Here is a 22,083-nt window from a genome sequence, read left to right as displayed (position 1 = left end):
TGGATAAGTCTTCGATTCGCGTTACTCCTGCACCCCGTATGCACAACATCATCTGCATCAAATCGGTCCCCGATCCCGCTCAGATTTGTGCCCATCTCATGGCGGATGGGAACGGTGCCACGAAGAGCGCCAGGTTCGGCCCATACGGAGTGCTTTCGTTTGACGGTCGGGATGGATTGCGTAGAAGTGTTGCCAGGATCGCCCTCGTTTGCACCGCCAATGTGGAGTCGTTGGGCCGAGCTCGGTCGCAGGTACTGCGCAGCGTACGAACTCGCCCACTCAGGCACCGAAGCGATCGGTTAGAATCACCACAGCGCCCTGGCGAGCCGCGGTGGCGCTCGTCGAACCCGACGGGTAACGGTCGAGTTTGGAAGACCTCTGCAAATCCGGTCGGACGGGTGCGTCTATTGCGACGACCTGTGTTGTTGTGTGGCCGGTCCGAACACGCAGGCGGGGCAGAGCAGCCAGCCACTTGCTAACCGAAAGTGATCTTCAGTTGACGAAGCGAAAAAGCAACCCGTGGCGCCGGCGCCCCTATCGTTGAGGAGGAATTTGAAACTATGAGCAACGTCAGCAGAACGGCCATGCCAGCGGCTGCCGGCCGCGCAGCAGCCAAAAAAGAGCTGCCGGAGCGCTTTAAGTCGTACAAGCACGTCTGGGTCTTCGTCGAGCTTGAGCGTGGTCAGGTGCATCCCGTTTCCTGGGAGCTTATGGGTGCAGGGCGCGGCCTTGCCGACAGGCTAAAAGTGAATCTTGCCGCTGTGGTTATCGGTCCGGAGGGGCAGCACACACGTAACGCCGCGCTTGAAGCCTTTTGCTATGGCGCCGATCTGGCATATCTCGTGAGCGACAATGTTTTGTCGGATTACCGTAACGAATCCTATACCAAGGCCCTAACCGAACTCGTCAACACCTACAAGCCCGAGATCCTGCTGTTGGGTGCGACGACGCTCGGTCGCGATCTCGCAGGTTCTGTGGCGACGACCCTATCGACGGGGCTCACTGCCGACTGCACCGCGCTGGACGTGGACGCCGATGGTTCGCTTGCGGCGACGCGTCCGACCTTTGGCGGCTCGCTGCTCTGCACGATCTACACGCTAAATTATCGTCCGCAGATGGCCACCGTCCGCCCGCGGGTCATGCCGATGCCTGAGCGTGTCGACCGCGATGCCGCTCGTATCGTCGTTCATCCGCTCGGCCTTTTCGAAGACGATATCGTCACAAAAGTATTGTCATTTCTGCCCGACCGCGATGCACAAACGTCCAATCTGGCCTATGCCGATGTCGTGGTTGCGGGCGGCCTAGGACTAGGATCGCCTGAGAACTTTCGGTTGGTGCGCGAGCTCGCATCCCTGCTTGGGGCTGAATATGGCTGCTCGCGTCCTCTCGTGCAAAAAGGGTGGGTTACGTCTGACCGGCAGATCGGCCAGACAGGCAAAACCATCCGGCCGAAGCTCTATATTGCCGCGGGGATTTCCGGAGCGATCCAGCACCGGGTTGGCGTCGAGGGCGCGGATCTGATCGTCGCCGTCAATACTGACAAGAACGCTCCGATCTTCGACTTCGCCCATCTCGCGATCGTCAGTGATGCCACTCAATTGCTACCGACGCTGACGGCTGCATTCCGCGCGCGGCTTTTGCCAGAATCGCGCGCCCGGATCGCGGTCTAGAGGAGATGAGGATGATTGAAGAGAAATTCGATGCGATCGTGGTCGGAGCCGGTATGGCCGGAAACGCGGCGGCATTGACGATGGCCAAACGCGGCATGAAGGTGCTGCAGCTCGAGCGGGGCGAATATCCCGGATCGAAGAATGTGCAGGGCGCCATCCTATATGCCGATATGATGGAAAAGCTGATCCCCGAGTTTCGAGAGGAGGCGCCGCTCGAACGCCACCTGATCGAACAGCGGTTCTGGATGATGGACGATCGCTCCCATGTCGGCATGCACTACCGTTCGGAGGACTTCAACGAGGAGCGGCCGAACCGCTATACGATCATACGCGCTCAGTTTGACAAATGGTTTTCTTCCAAGGTGCGTGAAGCTGGTGCGATCGTGCTGTGCGAGACCACCGTCACCGAGCTCGTACGGGACGATCGTGAAAGGATCGTCGGTGTTCGTACAGATCGCAGAGACGGCGAAATACATGCCGACGTCGTCGTCCTGGCCGAAGGGGTCAATGGCCTGCTCGGCACACGTGCAGGCCTACGCGCGCGCCCGACAGCCGACAACGTTGCGCTCGCGGTTAAGGAGATGCATTTCCTGCCTCGCGAGACTATCGAGGCGCGCTTCAATCTCAGGGGCGATGAAGGCGTCGTGATCGAGGCGGCCGGCACCATTTCTCGTGGCATGACCGGGATGGGTTTCATCTACGCCAATAAAGAGTGCATTTCGCTTGGCATCGGTTGTCTTGTCGCCGACTTCCAGCGCACGGGCCGAACGCCGTACGGACTGCTCGATCAATTCAAGAGGCATCCCTCTGTGGCGCCCCTGTTAGCAGGGTCCGAAGTCAAGGAATATTCGGCGCATCTCATTCCCGAAGGCGGTTACAAGTCGATCCCGCAGCTTTTTGGGGAAGGCTGGGTCGTAGTGGGCGATGCGGCCCAACTCAACAATGCCATTCATCGTGAGGGCTCCAATCTCGCGATGACCTCCGGCCGTATCGCCGCGGAAGCGATAGGTCTGGTTAAATCACGCGGCGAACCGATGAGTGCAACAAATCTGTCAATTTACAAGAAGATGCTGGACGATTCGTTCGTCATCAAAGATCTGAAGAAGTACAAGGATTTGCCGCCCCTAATGCATACTCACTCCCAGAACTTCTTTCTCACCTATCCGCAGCTCATCTCCAAGGCGATGCAGAACTTTGTGCGCGTCGATGGTACGCCCAAGGCTGAAAAGGAGAAAGCTAGCCTGAAATCCTTTGTCAAGGCGCGGTCATGGTCAGGTCTGTTCGGCGATGCTTGTCGTCTTGCGCGGGCCTGGCGCTGACCGCAACAGTGTGAAGTCCAACAATGGAAGGCCAAAGCATGAGTTCCGAACCCGCGGTGCGCGTCGAAGACAAGCTGTATTACAACCGCTATCTTGTCGACGTCGGAAACCCTCACGTCAAGGTCCGTGCGCACACAACGCCATCGCCGCAGCTACTTTCACTTTTGAAAGTCTGCCCCGCGCGGTGCTATGAGCTCAACGACGGCGGCCAGGTCGAGGTAGCGGTTGACGGCTGCATCGAGTGCGGTACCTGTCGCGTTATCGCTGAGCCGACCGGCGACATCCAATGGAGCCATCCGCGCGGCGGGTATGGTGTGCTGTTCAAGTTTGGGTGATGGTGAACGAAAGGCCGTCGGGGCGACCGAGGCGAGGCGTGGGAACTCATCCTATCCGTGGCGCATTGCGTGTCATCTGCGGGACGGCGGGAATTCGACCACGACGCTCTTCATGAGGACGCCGCGCAACATGACTTGCCGACGTGACCCGCCGTGCAGCTCGTGCGGGAGCCGCAAAGGCCTCGTTGCGGTGCCACTGCGTGGCGCCCCAACTGCGTCGATCGAATGGCAGAGTAGAGATCAGCCTCTCGCCTGAGCGGGGGCGGACCCAGCGGCCTCGATAGCGACCGCCACTGACTGCGTGATCGCAGCAAAACGCACGGCGGTGTGTATCGCTCTGGAATCAACGCCCGCGGCCCTCAGTGTCTTCTCATGGGCATCAATGCAGACACCGCAACCATTTATGACGGAGACAGCAAGCGACCACAGCTCGAAATCTGTCTTGTCCACCCCGTGATTGCCGATCACGTCCATACGTAGCCGTGGCGGCATCGTCTTGTATTCCGGGTCGGAAACGAGGTGAGCGAAGCGGTAGTAGACGTTGTTCATTGCCTCCACAGTGGCGGCGGCTTTCGCTGCGGCGATCTCTACAGAGGTCATCACGGCGGACGCCGCGCATTCCAGCGCGGCCACCAGGGCTGCATTGCGGGTGGCAGCCGCACTCGCCAGCAGCAGCCCGTATTTTCTCTGCAGCGAAAACGTCTCATCGGTCACCACGGAGATCAAGTTAAGCCGGACATCCTTCGCGAAATCGGGAATCCTTATTTGTTCGATCCACGACATGCTGCCTCAAGCAACTTTCAAGGTTTCGCCGCCGATTTCGCGGTTGCAGGGACAGAGCTCGCCGGTTTGCAGCGCGTCCAGAACGCGGAGCGTGTCCTTAGGACTGCGCCCCACACTGAGATTGGTCGCGTAAACGTGCTGGATCGTGTTTTGGGGGTCAACAATGAAGGTGCAACGATAGGCGACCCCTTCGGGTGAACGCACGCCAAGACCATCGACGAGCGTTCCCTTTGTATCGGCAAACTGCCAGATTGGGAGATTGTGCAGGTCGACATGCGAACGCCGCCATGCAAGCTTGCAGAACTCGTTGTCAGTCGAACCACCCAGTACAACCGCATCCCGTTCAGCGAATTCTTTGGAAAGCCGGGCAAATTCCGCGATCTCTGTCGGGCAGACGAATGTAAAGTCCTTGGGGTAAAAGAAGATAATCTTCCATTTTTCCGGAAAGCTCGTTTCGGTCAGCGTCTCAAATGCACTCTGCCCTTCTTCTTCCTGCGCATGAAAACCGGGCTTCACGCCTGTGATGTCGAATGGCGGCAACTGACTTCCAATTCCGAGCATGCTGTCCTCACAAACTTGCTTTTGTAGATCGTGACCTCACTGGTGGAGCAAACTATATGCCACCCGTTCTTAGGTCTGGAATGGGCGCAACAAGACCAGCCCAGCGGCTTGGGTCCGGGCATGTTCGCGCGCTTGGTGCCTCAATCAGCACTAAGCTGACGGTCATCTGGAGCACCAATGCTCTTACAAGGCGTTGGGGCCAACCTGCAAAACACCGCCATACCCCAGCAGAGGAATGGCTACGATTGCGGTGCCTTTGAGCTCGACGGAACGCGCGCATTGGTCAGGCGGGTGGCGGGAAGACGACAGACCTGAACCGTAGCAGTCTCGTCATCGACCGGCACGGCACCGCAAAGCCGGCTACGGGCTTGATGTCGGCTTGCGCTGTTTAGCGGGCGCAGCTGGTCGAACTGCGACGTCTCGCCATTGAAGGTCCACAATCGGCACGTTCGTAAGACATCAAGGTGGCGCAGGAGCGGACGCTAGAGCTAAGGCGGCTTCCGGAGATGGCGAAGATTCTGGTGGACGATTGCGGAGCCGACGTGCTCGGCAGCCCCACTGTCGCGTTCAGGTCGTCCGGTATCGTTGTAACCAAACACCGCAGCTCGGGTTGGGCCCGGCTGCGCGCCACGATCAAGGCAGCAGCCTGCCAAGTCCGCGGTGAGGCTCGCCCGTCGGCATTTCCCGCACGCTTCGCAATAAGGTCGATCTCCTCGCGATCAGCAAATTCGCCAAAAGAACGAGAAACAGCTGGCCGGGCCGACGGCTGCGGCCTCGGCAAGCCCATTTATACCAAGACTAAAGGGCACCTGCTGCCGAGTGGTTGCGAAATCGAGATCTTTTCTTCCCTCGCAACATCGATTGCTAGTATAATGTGCGTGCCCATTTGCTGGCCTCGAGTGTCGCTGCACCTGTCGCCGATGCGTACGCATTGGTGCCCGACATCCTGAGCCACATCGGCCAGTAGCCTATTCGTCTTTTGGAAGGTAGAGAACTGCCCGGAACACTATTCGGATCGATCTCATGTAGATTATCGATCACGGCTGGGATCTTGTTGGTGTTTTTCTCGCATCGGGCATAGCTGTCGAAGGTGCTCCTGCGAATGTGGTAGGCGTTGCAAGCAACCGCTCGGCAGCCCGAGCGGAACGGCGCGCGCGACCTCCGCGAATACTTGCCCTCCATTGCTAAGCCGTAGCGCATCAAAGGAGCGGCGTGTGACGCGCGCCAAAAGCGGCACGCCAGATCGGCCGGCTTCAAGGGTCAGAACCAAGGTGACCTCAGCCTCGCCGTGCGGCAGAGAGGCTTTTATGCGTGCTGGAAAAACATTGAGGATAGAGCTTGCGCGCCGAGGTTCGCGCGCAATGCTGACGTCGTCGGCAGCGATGCGCAGCCGCAGCGGCGCGCCCGGTGTAAGCGGCACTCCAGGTATCAGAAAGCGCACAGCTTTGAGGCGGAGCATGATCAGCCCATAGCGCCCATCATACCCGCCGACCGTAGTATCAAGACAGACTGCCGCTTCGCCCCGCCTGGCAAGCGCCGCATCGCTCTGAATGACATTGAGCGGACCGGCCGTAGTCACGGCGCCATCCTTCATCATGACGAGATAATCGGCAAAACGCTCGATATCAGCGATGTCATGGCCGAAGTAAATCATCGGCAATCGAAGCGTTTGCCGCATGCGCTCGAGAAAGGGCAGGATCTCGCATTTGGCGGAGCGGTCGAGCCCAATGAGTGGATCGTCCAGCAAGAGTAGCCGAGGCTGGCCCAACAGCGCACGGCCAAGGGCGAGTCGCTGTCGCTCCGCTCCGGAAAGATCTGATGGCAAACGCTCGAGCAGTGGCGCCAAGGCGAGCAATTCGACCACACCATCAAAATCGATCAGTGTCTGTTCCGATTTGGACGCGTTGTATAAAAGGGTGTGTCGTACCGACAAATGAGAAGAGAGAATCGGTAGGCGAAATACATATGCGACGTGACGAAGATGAGTCGGTCGAAACGTAGTCTCATCCTGCCAAATCTCCCCATCAATCGCACAGAATCCATTCGGCAGGCGCTGGACGCCAGCGATGCAGCGCGCGAGTGTAGTTTTGCCGCACCCAGGCGGACCAAGAATCGCTGTGACGCCTTTGGCTGGTACGCTGAATTGCGTATCTAGCAAAATGCTTCCGAGAGAACCGTTGAAGGCAACTTCGATATAGCCCTTTTTGGCTTCTCTGATGAACCTTAGCATGTGCTGTATCTTCTCAGCTAAGTCAGGAGGCCAATGGCTGCAGTGGAGCTGATCCCCATGCTTCCGACGATCCACTCGACCCCGCGGCAGCACGGGCTTTTCTGCTCGCGTGAGGGCCTAGGGCAGGGGGCGGACTGCAGATTGGTATCAAGACCGGAGTCTTGTTGAGCAGCTTCGCGCCGCTAGGATTGTGGCAATCGGGCGTTGCTCGCTGCACTTGGCATTGAGAGATAAGCGCCCTTCCAGCAGCGCAAGGTTGTCAGTCTGCTTGGCGGGCCGAGCGCATGTTCGAATAGCGCCGCTTGAGAGGCTTGGCGGTAAAGCTGTCCGATCACTGGCTCGGGGCCAGAACTCGGCATTACGGATCCCACAGCTTCGCGAGCCGATTCGAAGTTTGCGTCCGTCGCCACAATGGTGGCCTTTGCACTCTCAGGTGCGAGTAGCATCAGCGCTAGATCGATCATGATGAATCGAATTAACTTCATTGGAATCCTGGCTCCGCCGCGACCGCTTCCTTCGCGGCAGCTTGATCCTTACCCAGCAATCGGCGTGCCGTTTTAAGGAATACCTGGCCGGCTAGTGGCAAGGGAGGCTTTGCATCGGTCTCCACCCTGCGTCCTGAATCGCCGCATCGTAGGACCTTGGACGTTCGCGTCGCCAACCGCACATGCAGGAGCTATGACATGGCACCTGAGGGTGAAACCATGCCTCTCGCATTGGAGATGGTGCTTCGGCGAATGTGCGGCCGTAAAACGCGTCAGTGATACACAAGTCGCTGCCTCCGGCTGGCGCACCTTCCGATCTGCGCGAAGGAGAAGGTTGGCAGCCTCTCTTCGAAAAACGCGCTGATATGAGATGATATGCGCTGTCCGCGCGCTCAAAGTGCTTGAACCGCCCGTAACGTCAGGATGTAGGCATTGCGAAGCAAAACGCCATATTGGGAGCCAACATCGGCACACAAGAGCTAAACGGCCGATCTCTGTTTGATCCCGGTCCTCGCAATGCGTGTTGCGCCTAGCGGTACGATGATTCCGAGCGCCGGTATCATTGCGGCGCCCGGAACAACAAGCAGTGGCTACCGAGGCGCTGGAATCCGGTAAACAGATCCGCCTCGCGGGGCAAAGAAAAACAGTGAAGTATATGCGGCTTAAGAGAGGTTTGGTGAATCAAGAGCGACGAATGGGCTGGACTTGCAATGCGCATCGCTATGCAGCCGTCCTCGCTGCGATCGCGATCGCAGCGACGTGGTGCACAGGATACGCTCGCGCGCGAGATCGTCGGGCCGAGGAAGTCTTGGTGTCGTGCAAACCAGACGTGATCCGCTTCTGTGACCGCTTTACAGGCCGTAACGATGCCGATGTGGCCATGTTTTGTCTTACGGAAAACTTCAAGAACTTACGCCGCGAATGCCGACGCATGATGCCTACCGCCACTGCCGACAGAAACGACCGGTCGAGACAATCTCTCAACAGGCGTCCGGTAGGCCTTCATCGAGAGTGAGGCACGGCAGTTGCGAACTCGAACGGTAGTGAGGTGTTCAGACTAGCGGGGCCTCGGGGTTTGGCCAGCTTGGTGGCTGCAAGTTGATCGGACTGAAGCATCAGCCTGCCGCGCGCAGCTCAACTATCTGAGGACTGATCCGTGGATCGACTGGCAGCAGTTGCGCTTTAATCAGAGCTGCAGCCATTCGGCGACTTCGAGGCTTACATGACGTTGCTATGGGTTCGCTGTAACGGTCCCGAAGGAAAAGTGCGTCAGGTGAGGAGGGAATGGCCAGACATGCGCAGAAAATCCGTACTCCTCACCGATATACCGTTGTGGTCGGCGACCAGGTGTTTTTGGGCAGGTGGCTAAGCGGTAGTGACAGGCAAAAGATTCGCCGGAATATTAGCGTTGGACGTTTGCTTCATTGCCGTTTCCCTTAGAGTCTCAGCTTGGGACGACCTTGGGTTGTACTGCCGGGCTCGAGTAATAGAGTGAGCTAGGAAAACCTCTTTTGTTAGCCACTGATCGACTTCCCGAGGCAACCGCTTGATGCCATTGCGGCGTTCTCGATGCGCGCTTCAGGGGAGTCGCTTCGCCCGATCGTGGTGCTCTTGACCGAATACACTTTAGAGCTCAGGGCTAATGGGAACGCCGTCGACAGAAGTCTCTCAAAGGCAGAAAGCTGTTCATGCAGACGCTTCTCAACGGCCTCCCGCTGCGCGCCAGGCAGTTCAGTGCCAAGTAATCGACGGCAACGCCAGATTTCGTTTCGCAACCATCTGATCTCATTTAATGTATCATCAATCGAAGTCATCACAGATATTCGTTCCTGGAGTATCAAGCATGACGATCGTCTGAGCGGCCGTTGCTTGGCTCCGCATTTCTGCCGAATAGTTCAGCCGAGGACTTACGACTTTCCGCCCGTTTGTCCCCGGAGGCGGCGAGCAAGATGTGTGCAACTCTTACCAATCAATATCACCCGACACCGCACGTGTGACAACAAATCGCGGCAGAGTTTCGCGGTTTAACGGCGTCCCGATCGTCTGTCCTGCACAATTTCAGCGCTCCACAAGATCGGTTGGCCGACGGGCAGTTAAGTAGATCCGGCCTGCTATAGGCATTCACAATCACTTATTCGATAACTAATCTATGGGCGAGGTGGACCTTACCAACAACATGGGAAAGCCATGAGAACGATTGTGAGGAAGGCAAACCAGCCTGACTGCGATCCACGGCACGCGCCAGCCAATCAAAGAAGCGGACGCGGTTGCGATCGTGGTAATACAACGCGAAATGTCGATGGACGCAGTGTCGAGCCAATTGAGCATTCCACAGACGGTCATTGACATCGACATCCGCTGTGCACGCCTCAGAAGAGCGAGTGAATAGCTCGAATCCCGCGCTGCACCAGGTTGTAGCGTTGTTGATGCGTAAAAGATAAAGGCCCGCTTGGCAGGCGTTGACGTCCCATCGCAAGTGGACATCACGACGACGACCTGTTGATTTCCAGTTTTCCCGCCTGCGGGGGCGATGGCCAGGAAAGCCATTTCGATGTCGGCACGGGCCGCCTGACCGGCCATCATCAAGTACGATGCGGGCAATAGAATGTGTCTACCCAGCCTAGCCGCGCCTTTTCCAAGGAAAACGCTGGGTGAACGCCAGCGCGCGAGCGGCACGAGCGCTGCGGTGAAAGCTTGGAAGTCTTATGTCCTTTCGAACCAGCCTCACGAGGGCGCTAGGCGAAAGCGATCGCGCCAGCAACGTCGTTGAGTTCTCAACAGCGGTGGTCACGCGCGATAAGCAACTGCGCAATGTGGTCGCCAAAACGCCCGCGAGATCAAAGGCGCGGTCGTGCATCAGGTGCTCGGCAAATTCGACCTAAAGCTATGAGGGCCTCCCGAAGGAAGACCTCGTCGATCGGCCTAGCCCCTCACAAAAAGGCTGTGACCGCTTCTTTCGAGGACGGGCTGTCTGGATCAGCCATTGGCGAATGAGCTGCCGTCAACTGCCCTTCGCGCTGTCTGTGCGGAGGATCGTAAGGATGGAGATCCAAGCGAACAGTCGTATACCGCAATTCATGCGTTCGCGTTGCGGACGTCATTGAAGTCAGCGGTCAACCACCACTCATAGGCCGGACGAATAGATGGTGATCAGAGCGAACTTTCAAGTGGCCCTTGTGCAACGTAGGCTATCGACATCCGTTCCCCGCCGACGATCGGACCTTCGCTGCGTCACACTCGAATCCAGATCGCGAAACAGGCTGTAATTCCGTCGGATCCATTGATGCAGCTCGGTGGACCAGTCCTTCTCGTTGCGCAGATATCCAGTGAAGGAAAAGCTAAGCCGGTCTATATATCGTTTGAGGAACAGCGGAAGTGCGGGAATCCGAATCACCCGCTCGTGATCCATCGCTTCCGGTAATTCGCCGCGCAGCACGAATTCATTGTGGACGGTGACCAGCGACGCCGGCGGAATTCGCCGCCGCAGCATTTCATAACCGCGAAAGGAGATGCGGTCTGCGCCCGCGACGAAGAGGATGATAGGGGCGACATAGCAGCGCGCCGTCTCCTTCATGAAGCCTATCTCCTCGCACATCTTGAAGAATTCGTCGAAGGCGTGAAAGCCGAGGTCAATTACCTTGGGTACCCGATCGTGGATGATCAGAGGGTCCATCAGCTGCATCTTGCCGTAAGTGTCGATCACATCCGCGGTCTCCGTGATGTTGGGGAGGTAGTCGAGCAATGACGGCTCTTTCAAGTTCACATCGAACGATAGCGTTGCGCCGTTTTTCAGCAGCAAGAACTCGCTCATAGCCCGAGCGATGAGGGTTTTACCGACCTGCGGGCTAGGAGAGCAGATGATGTAGATGGGGGTCGCTAACATAGCCAGCAGATCAATTTCGTTCCGTACGTAGGCCCGACCGGAGCTCGCCGGATATGACGCTACTTTTCGCCGGCCCGGGTAGCGGACTTGGCCCCCGCCAATTCCGTCAAGTTGATGCGATCGAATTCGCTCCAGACATTTGCCAGCCAGTGCCGGACATAGCCGCGCAGCACGAAGGAGTTGTGCGCGGGTTCATCGTTCCGTCCCTTGTTTGCCACGAAGTCTATGAATGGGACGGATGCGACTTCCACCTGCTCATAGGCCATCTCGTTGAGCTTCGGTATGGTCAGCTCAGTCGCATGCTTGATGCGGTGAAAATAGGAATTATAAGTCGCTTGATCCCACTGGAAGAATTGAGTGTCGTTGATGAAGTTCTTGACGAGGTAGTACTTTGCGCCGCTCATGAAAGTCGCGGTTTCCGCGATCTCGTCTAGCGAAGCGATGGATGATCCCAGGATGTGGAACACGGCAAATGTGATCTGGCCAGACCGTGCCGAGTCCAGAAAGCCGATGTCGCGCAAGGAAGCTAACGCAGAAGACAGTAGTCCTGCTCGAGCATCGATGACAGTGACGGATAGCCCTGAGTTCAAGGTATCGAAGATCTTCATCTGGTCCGCCGTCGTGGTCATGTCGACGATCTCAGTGATCTCGGGATAAAAGCGCTTCAGCGTTCCGCGGGGCGACTCTGTGTCGAATGCGCGTGTTTGCACGTTGTTGACGCTGAAGTAGTCCAGTAGCGTTCGTGATACGGTCGTCTTGCCGACTCCTCCCTTGTCCGCGCCGACCACAATTACAACTGGCTTCACCATAGAAACATCTCCTGAGACACTCGCTATTGCCGCGCGCAAAGTGCGCAATCGGCGCGTCTCTGCTTTGGGCGCGATCATGGCAGAAAGAAGGGGCAATGAACCTTCGATGCTGGAGCTCTGCAACTGATAAACGTTTTCAACATTAAGCGAGTGACGTGGTCCGATGATGCAGGCCTGAGAATGGAAGTAATCACTTGTATTGGTGATCTACGTGAGGTTTGTGGGCAGCTGGAACCGCGGGCCAAGAATCAACTGTCCGCCTGTGGTGATCGTTGTGATGCCATAGGTTATCTATGGATGCCGTCGCTGCCGCTATCTACTTTTCATGAAGCGACGGAAACTAACGTAGCGTCAGATTGCGAAGCTTGATGAAAGCGCAAGTCAAGGCGATGCGACGCGGTGCGGCTATGGCTTGCCAGACCACAAAGCCCTGCTGGATTAGATGGTCGTCTCTTCGGCCGAGAGCGTAGCGGCTGGTTAATTCCTGAAAGATGACCCTGAACGACCGAGCTCTCACTCTCACTCTGGTGATGAATGTCGGGATACGCGAAGGCTGAAGCGCGTTGGTGACGCAATAGCAACCATGCATCGCTCTGCGGCGAGATTATCGGGCAACGGAGAACAAGATCGAAGCCGGAGCGGGGCGCCGGCGGACGGCGCAGCATCGGTGGGGAAGCGATATCGGACGTCCGAAAGAAGCGCGCGTCTGGTGGCCGGCACGGCGATCTTTGTCTTGGACACAGAGATCGCCGAGCGACGTCCTATGGATCGAGAAGGACTTAGTGGAATGAACGATAGCCATGGCGGGTGCGTACTCTCGTTGGCCGTTTACTTGAAGCGGCAGACAGTGTACGCACCGGTTTTAAAGCGCCCACTTTGGCTAACCTAAAGATTCAACCCGGATTGTCGCCTTGTTTAAACTCGTTTGCGCAAAAAGCGGCTTCGAGCGGCCGCATGGTAGCTGCCTAACGACGGAATATCTCGACGAGCTAAAGGCGGGTGCTAGATGCACTCTGCGCGCAAGAGCGATGCGCTTGCTAAGCGGCCGGCGCTGCTAGAAAGTTTAATTGCGCGGCGTTGTCGGCCCGGCGTCTAGCTGATCGGCGCCTGGCGGGGGTGTGGTCCCCGATGGCATGGTGGTGCGCTGCGCGGCGTCCTTCGAGGAGCGGCCGACGATAACGGTGAGCAGACCCTCGCCCCACAGCCGCTGCGCTGCTCTCTTGGCGTCTTCCAGCGTCACCGCATCGACCACGGCATGCTGCTTTTCGAAATAGTCGATGGGCAGCTTGTCAAGCTGATTCTGCAGTAGCGTTCGCGCAAGCTTTGATGATGTGTTGAGAGCCACCTGTTGCGAGCCCTTCAGGTAGGACTTTGCGTCATCGAGTTCCTGCTGAGTAGGTCCTTTCTCGGCGATATGGCGGACCTGCTTCTCGATTTCTTCGACCGTTTCGCCGGCACGATTGGCGCAGGTCCCGCTGCTGCCGAGAAACATGGCTGAATGGTCCAACCAGACAAGGTGCTCACGGACGAAATAGGCCAGTCCGCGCTTCTCGCGGACTTCGCGGAACAGGCGGGACGTAAGGCCGGCGTCGCCGAGGATGTGGTTGACGATATAGGCGGCCATGAAATCCGGCTCGCTCCGACGGACGGCTGGACCCCCAAAAGTCACAACTGTCTGCGGCACATCGCACCGAATGAAGACCCGTTGCGGCGGCTTTGCTGCGATGACTTCGGCAACCGGCATCGCTTCTGCGTTGCTCGGCAGGCTGCCAAAGGTCTTGTCGAGCAGCTTGCAGACGACCGCTGGATCGACGTCGCCGACAACAGCGATTTTGAGCGTGTCTTTTGCGATCACGCGTCGGACATAACCCTTGAGATCCGCGACCTCGATCTTCGGCACGCTTTCCAGCGAGCCTTCGGCTGGGCGAGCATAAGGATGATCCCCAAACGCGACTTCGAGGAACTTGCGATGAGCCAGAGACGAAGGATCGGTCGAGGCGTGCCGAAGGCGCGCAAGTACACTAGCACGGGTCCGTTCGACGTCGGCCGAGTCGAAACGCGGCGAGGTTAGCGCCGTTCGTAAAAGCTCGAAGGCCTCGTCCGCGTTGTCGTGGAGTGTGCGCAAGGCACCGCGGAAGTGATCAGGGGTCACATGAAAACCCAACTCAATGGCACGACGGTCTAGCCGCTGATGAAAGGTCTTGAAGTCAAAGTCGCCGGAACCTTCCTTGAGCAGGCCAGACACCATGTGACCGACGCCAGGTTTTTGAGCGGGGTCCTGAGTCGCGCCGCCGGTGAAGGCATATTCCATCGTGATCAATGGGACGGTAGAATCTTGCACGAACCAGGCTTCTATACCGCAAGACGAAATTAGGCGCTTGAACCTGGGTCGGCCAAGTGACCCCGCGGCGGCAACCGAATTTGGCGAAGCGAGCATAGCGAGGGAGAGCGACGCTCCGCCGAGAAGGATCGGATAAATCACTAGGGCTTCTCCCAGTGTTGTGGAGTAGACTCTTTGATGAGATAGCCGGTCACCGCTCGTTTCTTGTCGAGCCATTTCCGCACGGCCTCGTGCACCTGCTGTGCACCGACAGCGCGGATGTCGTCCGGCCAGCGTTCAATATCCTCGATGCACAGTCCCGTCGTCAGGCCGCGGCCATACCGGTGCGCGAGCATTTCCTGACTGTCCTGGGCGTAGGTGACTTGCGCAATCAGCCGCGTCTTCGCCCGCTGCAGATCTTCGGTGCTCACGGGATTACGGGCAATGTCGGCGATTACCTCGTCGATGGAGTGCTCGATCAGGCTGAGGTGGACGCCAGGTTTTGGTATGGCGGAAATCTCGAATCGCGAGGGGTCGAGTGCGGCAGATTGGTAGCTCGCTTTGGCAGTGACCGCGAGCTGCTTTTCGACGACAAACGAGAGATGGAGATATGAGTTGACACCGCCGCCCATCAACTGCTCGAGCACCTCAAGCGCCGGACCCTCCCCCGCGGCCGCGGTGCGAGCCGGCGGTACGAGATAATAGCGGTGCAGGGCTGGCTGCTCGACGCGGGAATCGGCCAACGTCACTCTGCGCTGCGCGGCCGGCGTCGGCTCCTGCGGCCGCAGGCGTTGCAGGGGAATCGAGGGTTGCGCGGGGATGCCGCCAAAAGTCTCCTTCACCAGCGAGGGCATTTCCTTGGTGGTTACGTCGCCAGCGACAATCAGGATCGCGTTGTTGGGTGCATAGAAGCGCTTGTAGAAGGTAAGCGCGTCCTCGCGGGTAAGCTTTTCGATTTCCTGGCGCCATCCAATAATGGGGTGGCCGTAGGGGTGGTTGAGGTAAAGCGCCGCCATCATCTGCTCAGCAAGTCGGGCACCTGGTTGGTTGGCGATGCGCATATTGAATTCCTCCAGCACGACGTCGCGCTCGGACAGCACATCCTCGTCGTTGAGAATGAGACCAGTCATGCGGTCGGCTTCAAATTCCATCATCTTGCCGAGGTGCTCGCGAGGCACGTGCTGGAAGTAGCTGGTGAAGTCGAATCCGGTAAAGGCGTTCTGATAGCCGCCGGCGCGCAGCACGGCCTTGCGGAACTCATCCGCCGGATGTTTGGATGTGCCCTTGAACATCAGGTGTTCGAGGAAATGCGCGAGCCCCGATTTGCCAGGCGGTTCGTCCGCGGAACCGACCTTATACCAAATCATCTGAGTCACGACGGGTGTGCGATGATCCGGGATCACGACGACCTGCAGGCCGTTCTGGAGCGTGAAGCTTGCTGGTCGATCTGATTTGACCGTGCCGGCAGAGACGCTAGCCTCGTCAGGAAGGTATAAGCCGGTGCCATTCTCAGTTATGCGCTCGACCGCCGGGGCGGTGCGCGTCGTCGACTCCGAGGCTTCAGCGGCGGTGCCTGCCGCCTTGCCGGTGACCGAAAGCCGGTTCTTCATGGCATCGCCTTTCGTTCCATAGTGGTCATTATGGTAGAAAATCCGACATGGCGGGGAGCCGCGCCTCGTCTTGGCAAACAGTGGAGCAAAAACCGGACCAATCGCCGGACTCGCGTACGCAACGGCACAGAACAACGTTGCGCACAACGCGTCAGGAGAACTTCGCGTCCAATGGAGACTTCAGGTCAATCGAGCGCGATATGACGTCGGCACAACACCCGGCAGGCTCGCCATCACACATCTCGCTCTAGAAGATGAGTAGCTTGACAATATTTATCATGGCCGCGAGCTGGGAGTCGGCGAGCAGCTCCTTGGAGTACACTGCGCCGAAGTAGTCCAGGACGAAGGTGCCAGAATAGCGTAGATTATCGGTCGAGCGGATTAGGTTATCCAGTGCGAGCCTGACCTCACCAAAGTCGATCTGGCCAATCGCTCTTCATGTGGTGCGTGTACGCTCTACATAAAGTCATAGTCATCATCATACGGATCGTTCGCGGGCTTTGCCACACTTTCGGTACACTTGGCATTGCTGCTATTGTCTTCAGTCGCGGCAAGATACAAAGGCGGTTTACCCGCTCGCTGCCATTTGCCTTCTTTGTTCTTCCATTTGTCCTCGTGCTTGGTGGGATCGAGCACCATCATCGAGTCACTTACCTCAAGAAAGCCCAACGCTGCTGCGCGGGCTTTCGCTTCCGGATTGGAAGAGTGGGAGAGAACGAGCGGTTCGTTACCGTCGATCTGGAGCTGATGTTCAAGCAAGATATCGCCCGCGTTATCGACGAGCGGATGGGTAACCCGGAAAGCTGTCGTTGAGGTGATTTGATCTCGCCCAGGAAATTGTTTGCGCCAATCATTGTTGCCCTTGAACAGCTCGCTCATGCGACCTCCGGGTTCCGTTCTGAGAAGCCCGACGCTCTTATTCCCGAGCTGATAGCTGAAAAATCGCGCTTTCTCCGAAATAGACTTGATGCCGAAGCGAAACGCAGTGTCCGCTGTGCGTTGAGCCTTTTGGGACACCCAGCGAGAGTATCGCTGCGGATTAGCAGCAATATCCTCTATGTCTGCTCCATAAAAGTCCACCAGCTTCCTCTCGAATGAAGATCTTGAGATTTCAACGACCGGCGGCTCTTCAACCATCGCGTATGGCGGAACTGCCGGCGAACTTGCATCAGGAGAGGAGATCGATGGCGCCAAATTCAGAGTAGAGAATACATCCGAGAACCTTTGGCGATCCCTGTAGGAGGAAGAGTCATCGGTCGCGCTCGTTCTCATTTCATCGGGCTCGGAAGCACGTTCGCTACTAGATAGATTGACGGTGTGCTGAAACATAACACTTTCCATTTGTATCGACGGGGGCTGCGCCGGTTGAGGTTCCGCGTCATAGTAAGCCGAGCTGTCGGCAAGCTGAGCATCACTTCGCTATTCCGCCCCGCTCTTTATCGCCACGCTATCTTGAACGAGCCAATGCGTTCCGGCCGCCCGCCTGCGGTGCTGGGCTGGCATCGCCGGCCTCCGTCTTGCGTTCAAGGGCGAGGGACAGTCCGAAATTGTTGCGCAGCATCGGGTTTGCGGGTTCCGCTGCGAGAGCTTGGCGGTATAGTTCTTGGGCCTCCTGATGGCGGCCCTCGTGATCGAGAACAACCGCTTTGGCATTCAATGCGCGCAGGTCGCCAGGGGCTGCCAGTAATACGCCGTCGAGCACCTCGAGCGCATCATTCGGACGGTTGGCTGCCAGCAGGGCTCGCGCAAGAGGAATCGCCGCATCGATGTTGTTCGGCTGTTGCTTCAATGCATCGCGCAGAGCCCCTTCATCAGGATCTCGGCCCAGCGCGTGCGAAATGCGCTCGCGCACCGCAGGGTCGATCTCTTCGCTGTGTGCGAGGTCAGATGTGGACGTCTGCTGCGGTGAAAGGCTATGTTTATCCCCGGCAGCGCAGCCAGCGAGCAGCACACTAGCCAGCATCGCAAGCAGAGCCGGCCGCGGCCCTGGACTGGCGCAGCACAAATACCGGCGGCGCCTGATTCTATTTGATCTCATAGGTTACTCACGAGGAAGCGCTGCCCATTCTTAGTTTGCAGCTGTGAGAAGCGAGGAAGGCGCCTTTGGAAGCTTGACGGATCCAATCGGTTGAACCGTGAAGTCGGAGGCGAGATCTTGATACGATAGAACAGGCAGGTCGATCCCGTTGCGCGTGAGAAAACCGCGTACGAAACGCCGGATATCCATCGACCCAAGGACGACAGGCTGGCTCTTACTTTGCGCGATGGTCGCATGGATCTGACGAAATTGTGCAAGCAGCTTTTCGCTCTGCCATTCATCCAAGACGAGGTATGGGCCGACGGCAGTTTCCCGTACTGCGCCGCGGATGATTTCCTCGCTCTCACGCTCGATGATAAAGGCGACCACGACGCGATGGGCGTTCGCATACCGAAAGCAGATTTGCCGCTTTAAGGTAGCACGAACGTATTCGGTGAGCAGGACGGCGTTTTGCTCGCGCTCGCTCCATTCTGCCAATGCCTCCAGGAGCAAGCGGGTATTGCGGATTGGAATGCCTTCATCGAGCAATCGGCGCAGGACCTCGGCGATCCGAGGGACGGTGGCCGTACGCAGCACCTCCTTCACCAGGTCAGGATATTCCTGCTCCATCCGGGCGAGCAATTGGCGGGTTTCCTGGATACCCACCAGGCGCTGTGCATAGCGTGTCAATGTGGAATGGAGACGTAAGGCAAGAACTTCGCTCAGCCGATGATATCCGATTCCGGCGGCCTTGAGGGCCGCTGCATGCCGTTCCTCGATCCAGACCCGATTCGTTTCCGGGTCTTGCTGAAAGGGGATGCCGCTCAACTCGATGTTGGCCACATCGTCGTTGAGCACCAGGTGCCCGGGATTGATCACATCGCGCTCAACTGGCACACTATCGACATCCACTCTGAATTGCGACGAGGACAAGCTCTCGCCGATCTGGGCCGGGATGCGCGGAATGGTGATGCCAAGGTCCGCCGAGACGAGCCTTGAAACACGCGAAATGCTCTCTTCCAGCTCGTCTTTGTCGATCGAATCCGTCAGGTTCGGTGCAAGGAACAACGCGATCGGAAGTGCTTCCGTATGTACGGGCTGCTTCTGGGCCGCTGCGGGAGCCGGCGCCGAAGCAGCGACGCTAGCTCCTATTTTAGCGGCAGGCTTGTCGCCTTTGGTGCCGACCTTGACGAAGCTTGCCGCAGCGAACAGGACGGCCAGCACGAAAAACGGGGGCAAAGGAAAGCCGGGAACGAGCCCCATGAATACCAAGACGCAGGCGGCTAGCCTAAGCGCCTGCGTACTTGCGGTAAGTTGGTGAACGATATCGGCGCCGAGTTTGAGCTTGGAGGGCCCGTTGACGCGCGTGACAATGGTCGCAGCGGTAATTGACAGCAGCAACGCCGGAATCTGCGAAATGAGCGCATCACCGATCGTCAAAAGCGTATATTGATGCAGCGCCTCATCGAGCGACATACCTTTTGAGAGCAGACCGATGCTGATTCCGCCCAGCATATTGATGCAGATCACGATTAGCCCGGCGATCGCGTCTCCCTTAACGAACTTCATGGCACCATCCATCGCGCCATGAAGTTGACTCTCTTGCTCCAAGGCGGCACGTCGGCGACGTGCTTCGTGCTGATCGATGTGGCTGTTGCGCAGTTCCGCATCGATCGCCATCTGTTTGCCTGGTAGCGCGTCAAGGGTGAAGCGCGCAGACACCTCTGCGACGCGTTCGGCACCCTTGGCAAGAACCATGAATTGCACCATGGTCACGATCAAGAATATGACGATTCCGACCGCGATATTCCCTGAAATGACGAAGTCGCCGAATGTGTGAATGATGCTGCCGGCGTCGCCCTCGGCAAGGATCAGCCGCGTTGTTGCTATCGTTAGCGCCAGTCGGAATACGGTGGAGATCAGGATGACGCCCGGTAAGGACGAAAAATCAAGCGGTGTGGTGAGATAGAGGGCAACCATCAGCAGCAATATGGCAAACCCAAGATTGAAGCCGATCAGCATGTCGATCACGATGATTGGGATTGGCATGATCATCATGCCGATCGCCAGAAGCAGCATCAAGGCAACCATGAAATCCGGGTGGGCCGGAGCGCGCACGATGAAGTCACGCAAGACGTTGGCCATGATAGATCCCTATTGCTTTTTGATGAGGGCCCTGCCCGCGCGCAGTGACACATAGCGCTGGAAGACCTCGCGAGCCTCGGGCATGCGGCCAGCGTGACGCAGGGCGTGGCTGCGCAACAGGGTCATCGGTATGCGGGAAGAGGGTTGCGTATCGAGTGCGTCCAGCCGGTCCAACACGTGGAGTGCTTCGTCGCCAAGGCCCTCGGAGATTAGCGTGTAAGCTAGGATGCGGAGTAAACCGACGTCGTTGGAATGCTCGCGAGCTGCAATTCGCAACAGAGCCAGACTCTGTGCGCTCTGCCCGCACGCGAGATGTACATACGAGAGCGCACAAAGCAGGTCGCGCTCCGGCCCGGAGATCGACAGAATAGCGCCGGATTTGGAGACTTCTGGCTCCAGGGGAGCGGGCACATGCTGCAATCCATCAGGATCGACCATGGCTAGCCCTTGATTAAGCTGTTTTGATTTTGCCGGAGCATTAATAGCCGCTGTAGTTCCTGCTGCAGGATTGCCAAACATTCTCGCGCCGTTTTGTCATTCGGCGTCGCCTCCAACGTTCGCGTCAAGCGCTCCAGAAGAACACCATGCTTGTCGGCGCGCAGTACGTCCGGATGACGGAGGCGTGGAACGACGAAGGAGAGTAGTCCGCGGGACAGATTGGGACCATAGAGCGAAGCCAATACCGCGCGCGGATCTAGCTCATTTGCTCCTGCTTCGCTTTCGAATAGAGTGACGCGCTGGATGGCGCCGACGGAGTTGACCTCGAGCGCCGCTTCGCTCGCACCATCAATTGGCAGATCATGCGAAACCGCATCCCGCCACGACGCGCGCTTCGTGCCGCTATCCGCATGGACGCCTCCGACTTCGAGTTTATCACCTCGCGAGGGAGGCGAGCCGATGAGCGGTGCGTGCTGGCCCGCATCTAATCCCTGCGATGAGGTGCCGGGCCCTACAGAGTGCTGGGGCAGCCTAGCCATCGCCTTCTCCTTCTTTCTTGCAGGGTAGAGACCTTAGTATGGCAAAGCGGCAGATCGGCCGTTGCGACTGAGCAGAACACGTCCATCCTCAATTCGATCAACGGTCCATCCATTACTTAAGAGCGCGCCGACGAAATACTTCTGTCCGGCAATAAGCAGATAAGGTTCGCTTCCGCGCCAGACGGCTTGGACAGCAATCGAAGACGGCATCTTCTCCTCTTTCACCGTGACAGCATTCACAAGGGTCGTGGTACCGTTGGTTTGACGATCGAACCATTGCTGGATTTCTTTCCATTTTGCGACGAGGTTCGGCGCAATTGTGCCTTCCGCGGTCACAACGCCGGGGCCGCGCCCGATCTTAACGTCAAGAAGGCCCGCTCGTTCGATTTCTTGCCGCAGCGATAGGGCCATTTCATCAGCAGCTCTCGGATCGAAATGATCGACGGTTGGCTTAGTGGCAATCTCGACGGCGCGCGACGACTGGGTACTTGGCACCACCGCTCTATCGCCGGGGGAGAGGATAATTGAGACGGTGCCGATCACGACAGAGCTGAGCAGAACCAGGCTGAGTGCGATGATCGAGCTGCGAGAGCGCTTGCTCGAAGCAAGTGGCTGGACATCCTCTGTCGACCAGCGGATGGACATCGCGCCAGCATGAATGACCGCGGGTAGGGGCACTCTGACGCTCTCACCTGAAGTGATGCTCGCGAGGCCGTCTATGCTGATACTGGCGGCGAGCGCCTCGACCTCGATCGAATCGCGCTGCGCGATGATCCGAAGGTGATGCGGTTCAAGCCCTTGTTCAACGAAGATCATGTCGGCATCGAGGCCGCTGCCAACAATGCTTTCGCCGCCCGCTGCCTTTCCCTTGAGCCCGGTATAGAGCCCCGAAAGCACCTCGAACTCGAGCGAAACAGAGTCGTTCACGATAACCTCCTG

General features: G+C 57.8%; 18 protein-coding genes. 3 read left to right on the top strand and 15 right to left on the bottom strand.

Going from position 1 to position 22,083, the window contains the following annotated elements; translation table 11 throughout:
* Positions 1 to 560 precede the first annotated feature (560 nt).
* The 3 genes from I6F17_RS25435 to I6F17_RS25425 are packed head-to-tail and all read left to right on the top strand — an operon-like array spanning position 561 to position 3,324.
* Positions 561 to 1,670, top strand: coding sequence for an electron transfer flavoprotein subunit alpha/FixB family protein (locus tag I6F17_RS25435; RefSeq protein WP_036014870.1), 1,110 nt, complete (start codon positions 561 to 563; stop codon positions 1,668 to 1,670).
* Positions 1,671 to 1,681: 11 nt separating this feature from the next.
* The gene (locus I6F17_RS25430; RefSeq protein WP_225124646.1) at positions 1,682 to 2,989 is read left to right on the top strand and encodes an FAD-dependent oxidoreductase; all 1,308 of its coding nucleotides are present in this window, start codon (positions 1,682 to 1,684) and stop codon (positions 2,987 to 2,989) included.
* 38 nt (positions 2,990 to 3,027) lie between these two features.
* On the top strand, positions 3,028 to 3,324 hold the full coding sequence (locus I6F17_RS25425) for a ferredoxin family protein (RefSeq protein ID WP_036014950.1): 297 nt from the start codon (positions 3,028 to 3,030) through the stop codon (positions 3,322 to 3,324).
* A gap of 240 nt (positions 3,325 to 3,564) precedes the next feature.
* On the opposite strand, the gene I6F17_RS25420 is transcribed toward I6F17_RS25425, so the two are convergent.
* The 15 genes from I6F17_RS25420 to I6F17_RS25350 form a co-directional block, all read right to left on the bottom strand.
* Positions 3,565 to 4,107: a carboxymuconolactone decarboxylase family protein gene (locus I6F17_RS25420; protein WP_036014866.1), complete on the bottom strand. Its 543-nt coding sequence runs from the start codon at positions 4,105 to 4,107 to the stop codon at positions 3,565 to 3,567.
* A gap of 6 nt (positions 4,108 to 4,113) precedes the next feature.
* On the bottom strand, positions 4,114 to 4,668 hold the full coding sequence (locus I6F17_RS25415; protein WP_036014864.1) for a peroxiredoxin: 555 nt from the start codon (positions 4,666 to 4,668) through the stop codon (positions 4,114 to 4,116).
* Between the two features lie 1,030 nt (positions 4,669 to 5,698).
* Positions 5,699 to 6,898: a molybdenum ABC transporter ATP-binding protein gene (modC, locus tag I6F17_RS25410; protein WP_225124645.1), complete on the bottom strand. Its 1,200-nt coding sequence runs from the start codon at positions 6,896 to 6,898 to the stop codon at positions 5,699 to 5,701.
* Positions 6,899 to 8,897: 1,999 nt separating this feature from the next.
* Positions 8,898 to 9,197 (bottom strand): hypothetical protein, encoded by a 300-nt coding sequence (locus I6F17_RS25405; protein ID WP_225124644.1) that lies wholly within the window; start codon positions 9,195 to 9,197, stop codon positions 8,898 to 8,900.
* Between the two features lie 328 nt (positions 9,198 to 9,525).
* On the bottom strand, positions 9,526 to 9,966 hold the full coding sequence (locus I6F17_RS25400; RefSeq protein ID WP_225124643.1) for a hypothetical protein: 441 nt from the start codon (positions 9,964 to 9,966) through the stop codon (positions 9,526 to 9,528).
* A 580-nt stretch (positions 9,967 to 10,546) separates the two neighbouring features.
* On the bottom strand, positions 10,547 to 11,266 hold the full coding sequence (locus tag I6F17_RS25395) for a hypothetical protein (protein ID WP_036014859.1): 720 nt from the start codon (positions 11,264 to 11,266) through the stop codon (positions 10,547 to 10,549).
* A gap of 59 nt (positions 11,267 to 11,325) precedes the next feature.
* Entirely contained in the window at positions 11,326 to 12,075 is a 750-nt protein-coding gene (locus I6F17_RS25390) for a hypothetical protein (protein ID WP_036014946.1), read from the bottom strand.
* 1,063 nt (positions 12,076 to 13,138) lie between these two features.
* A complete protein-coding gene (locus I6F17_RS25385) occupies positions 13,139 to 14,512 on the bottom strand; it encodes a pitrilysin family protein (protein WP_225124696.1) in 1,374 nt (457 codons plus the stop codon).
* Between the two features lie 44 nt (positions 14,513 to 14,556).
* Complete coding sequence (locus I6F17_RS25380) at positions 14,557 to 16,005, bottom strand: pitrilysin family protein (RefSeq protein WP_225124642.1); 1,449 nt, start codon at positions 16,003 to 16,005, stop codon at positions 14,557 to 14,559.
* Positions 16,006 to 16,461: 456 nt separating this feature from the next.
* On the bottom strand, positions 16,462 to 17,334 hold the full coding sequence (locus I6F17_RS25375; protein WP_225124641.1) for an Effector protein NopP: 873 nt from the start codon (positions 17,332 to 17,334) through the stop codon (positions 16,462 to 16,464).
* Positions 17,335 to 17,452: 118 nt separating this feature from the next.
* Complete coding sequence (locus I6F17_RS25370; RefSeq protein WP_225124640.1) at positions 17,453 to 17,956, bottom strand: tetratricopeptide repeat protein; 504 nt, start codon at positions 17,954 to 17,956, stop codon at positions 17,453 to 17,455.
* Between the two features lie 117 nt (positions 17,957 to 18,073).
* A complete protein-coding gene (gene sctV, locus I6F17_RS25365; RefSeq protein WP_225124639.1) occupies positions 18,074 to 20,167 on the bottom strand; it encodes a type III secretion system export apparatus subunit SctV in 2,094 nt (697 codons plus the stop codon).
* 9 nt (positions 20,168 to 20,176) lie between these two features.
* Entirely contained in the window at positions 20,177 to 20,605 is a 429-nt protein-coding gene (locus I6F17_RS25360; RefSeq protein ID WP_225124638.1) for a hypothetical protein, read from the bottom strand.
* 2 nt (positions 20,606 to 20,607) lie between these two features.
* Complete coding sequence (locus I6F17_RS25355; RefSeq protein WP_225124637.1) at positions 20,608 to 21,144, bottom strand: hypothetical protein; 537 nt, start codon at positions 21,142 to 21,144, stop codon at positions 20,608 to 20,610.
* A 33-nt stretch (positions 21,145 to 21,177) separates the two neighbouring features.
* Positions 21,178 to 22,071, bottom strand: coding sequence for an FHA domain-containing protein (locus tag I6F17_RS25350; protein WP_225124636.1), 894 nt, complete (start codon positions 22,069 to 22,071; stop codon positions 21,178 to 21,180).
* Between the last annotated feature and the right edge of the window lie 12 nt (positions 22,072 to 22,083).

The organism is Bradyrhizobium sp. NBAIM18 (assembly GCF_020193825.1).
Classification (GTDB): Bacteria; Pseudomonadota; Alphaproteobacteria; order Rhizobiales; family Xanthobacteraceae; genus Bradyrhizobium; species Bradyrhizobium yuanmingense.
This window is presented reverse-complemented; position numbering and strand designations above follow the sequence as displayed.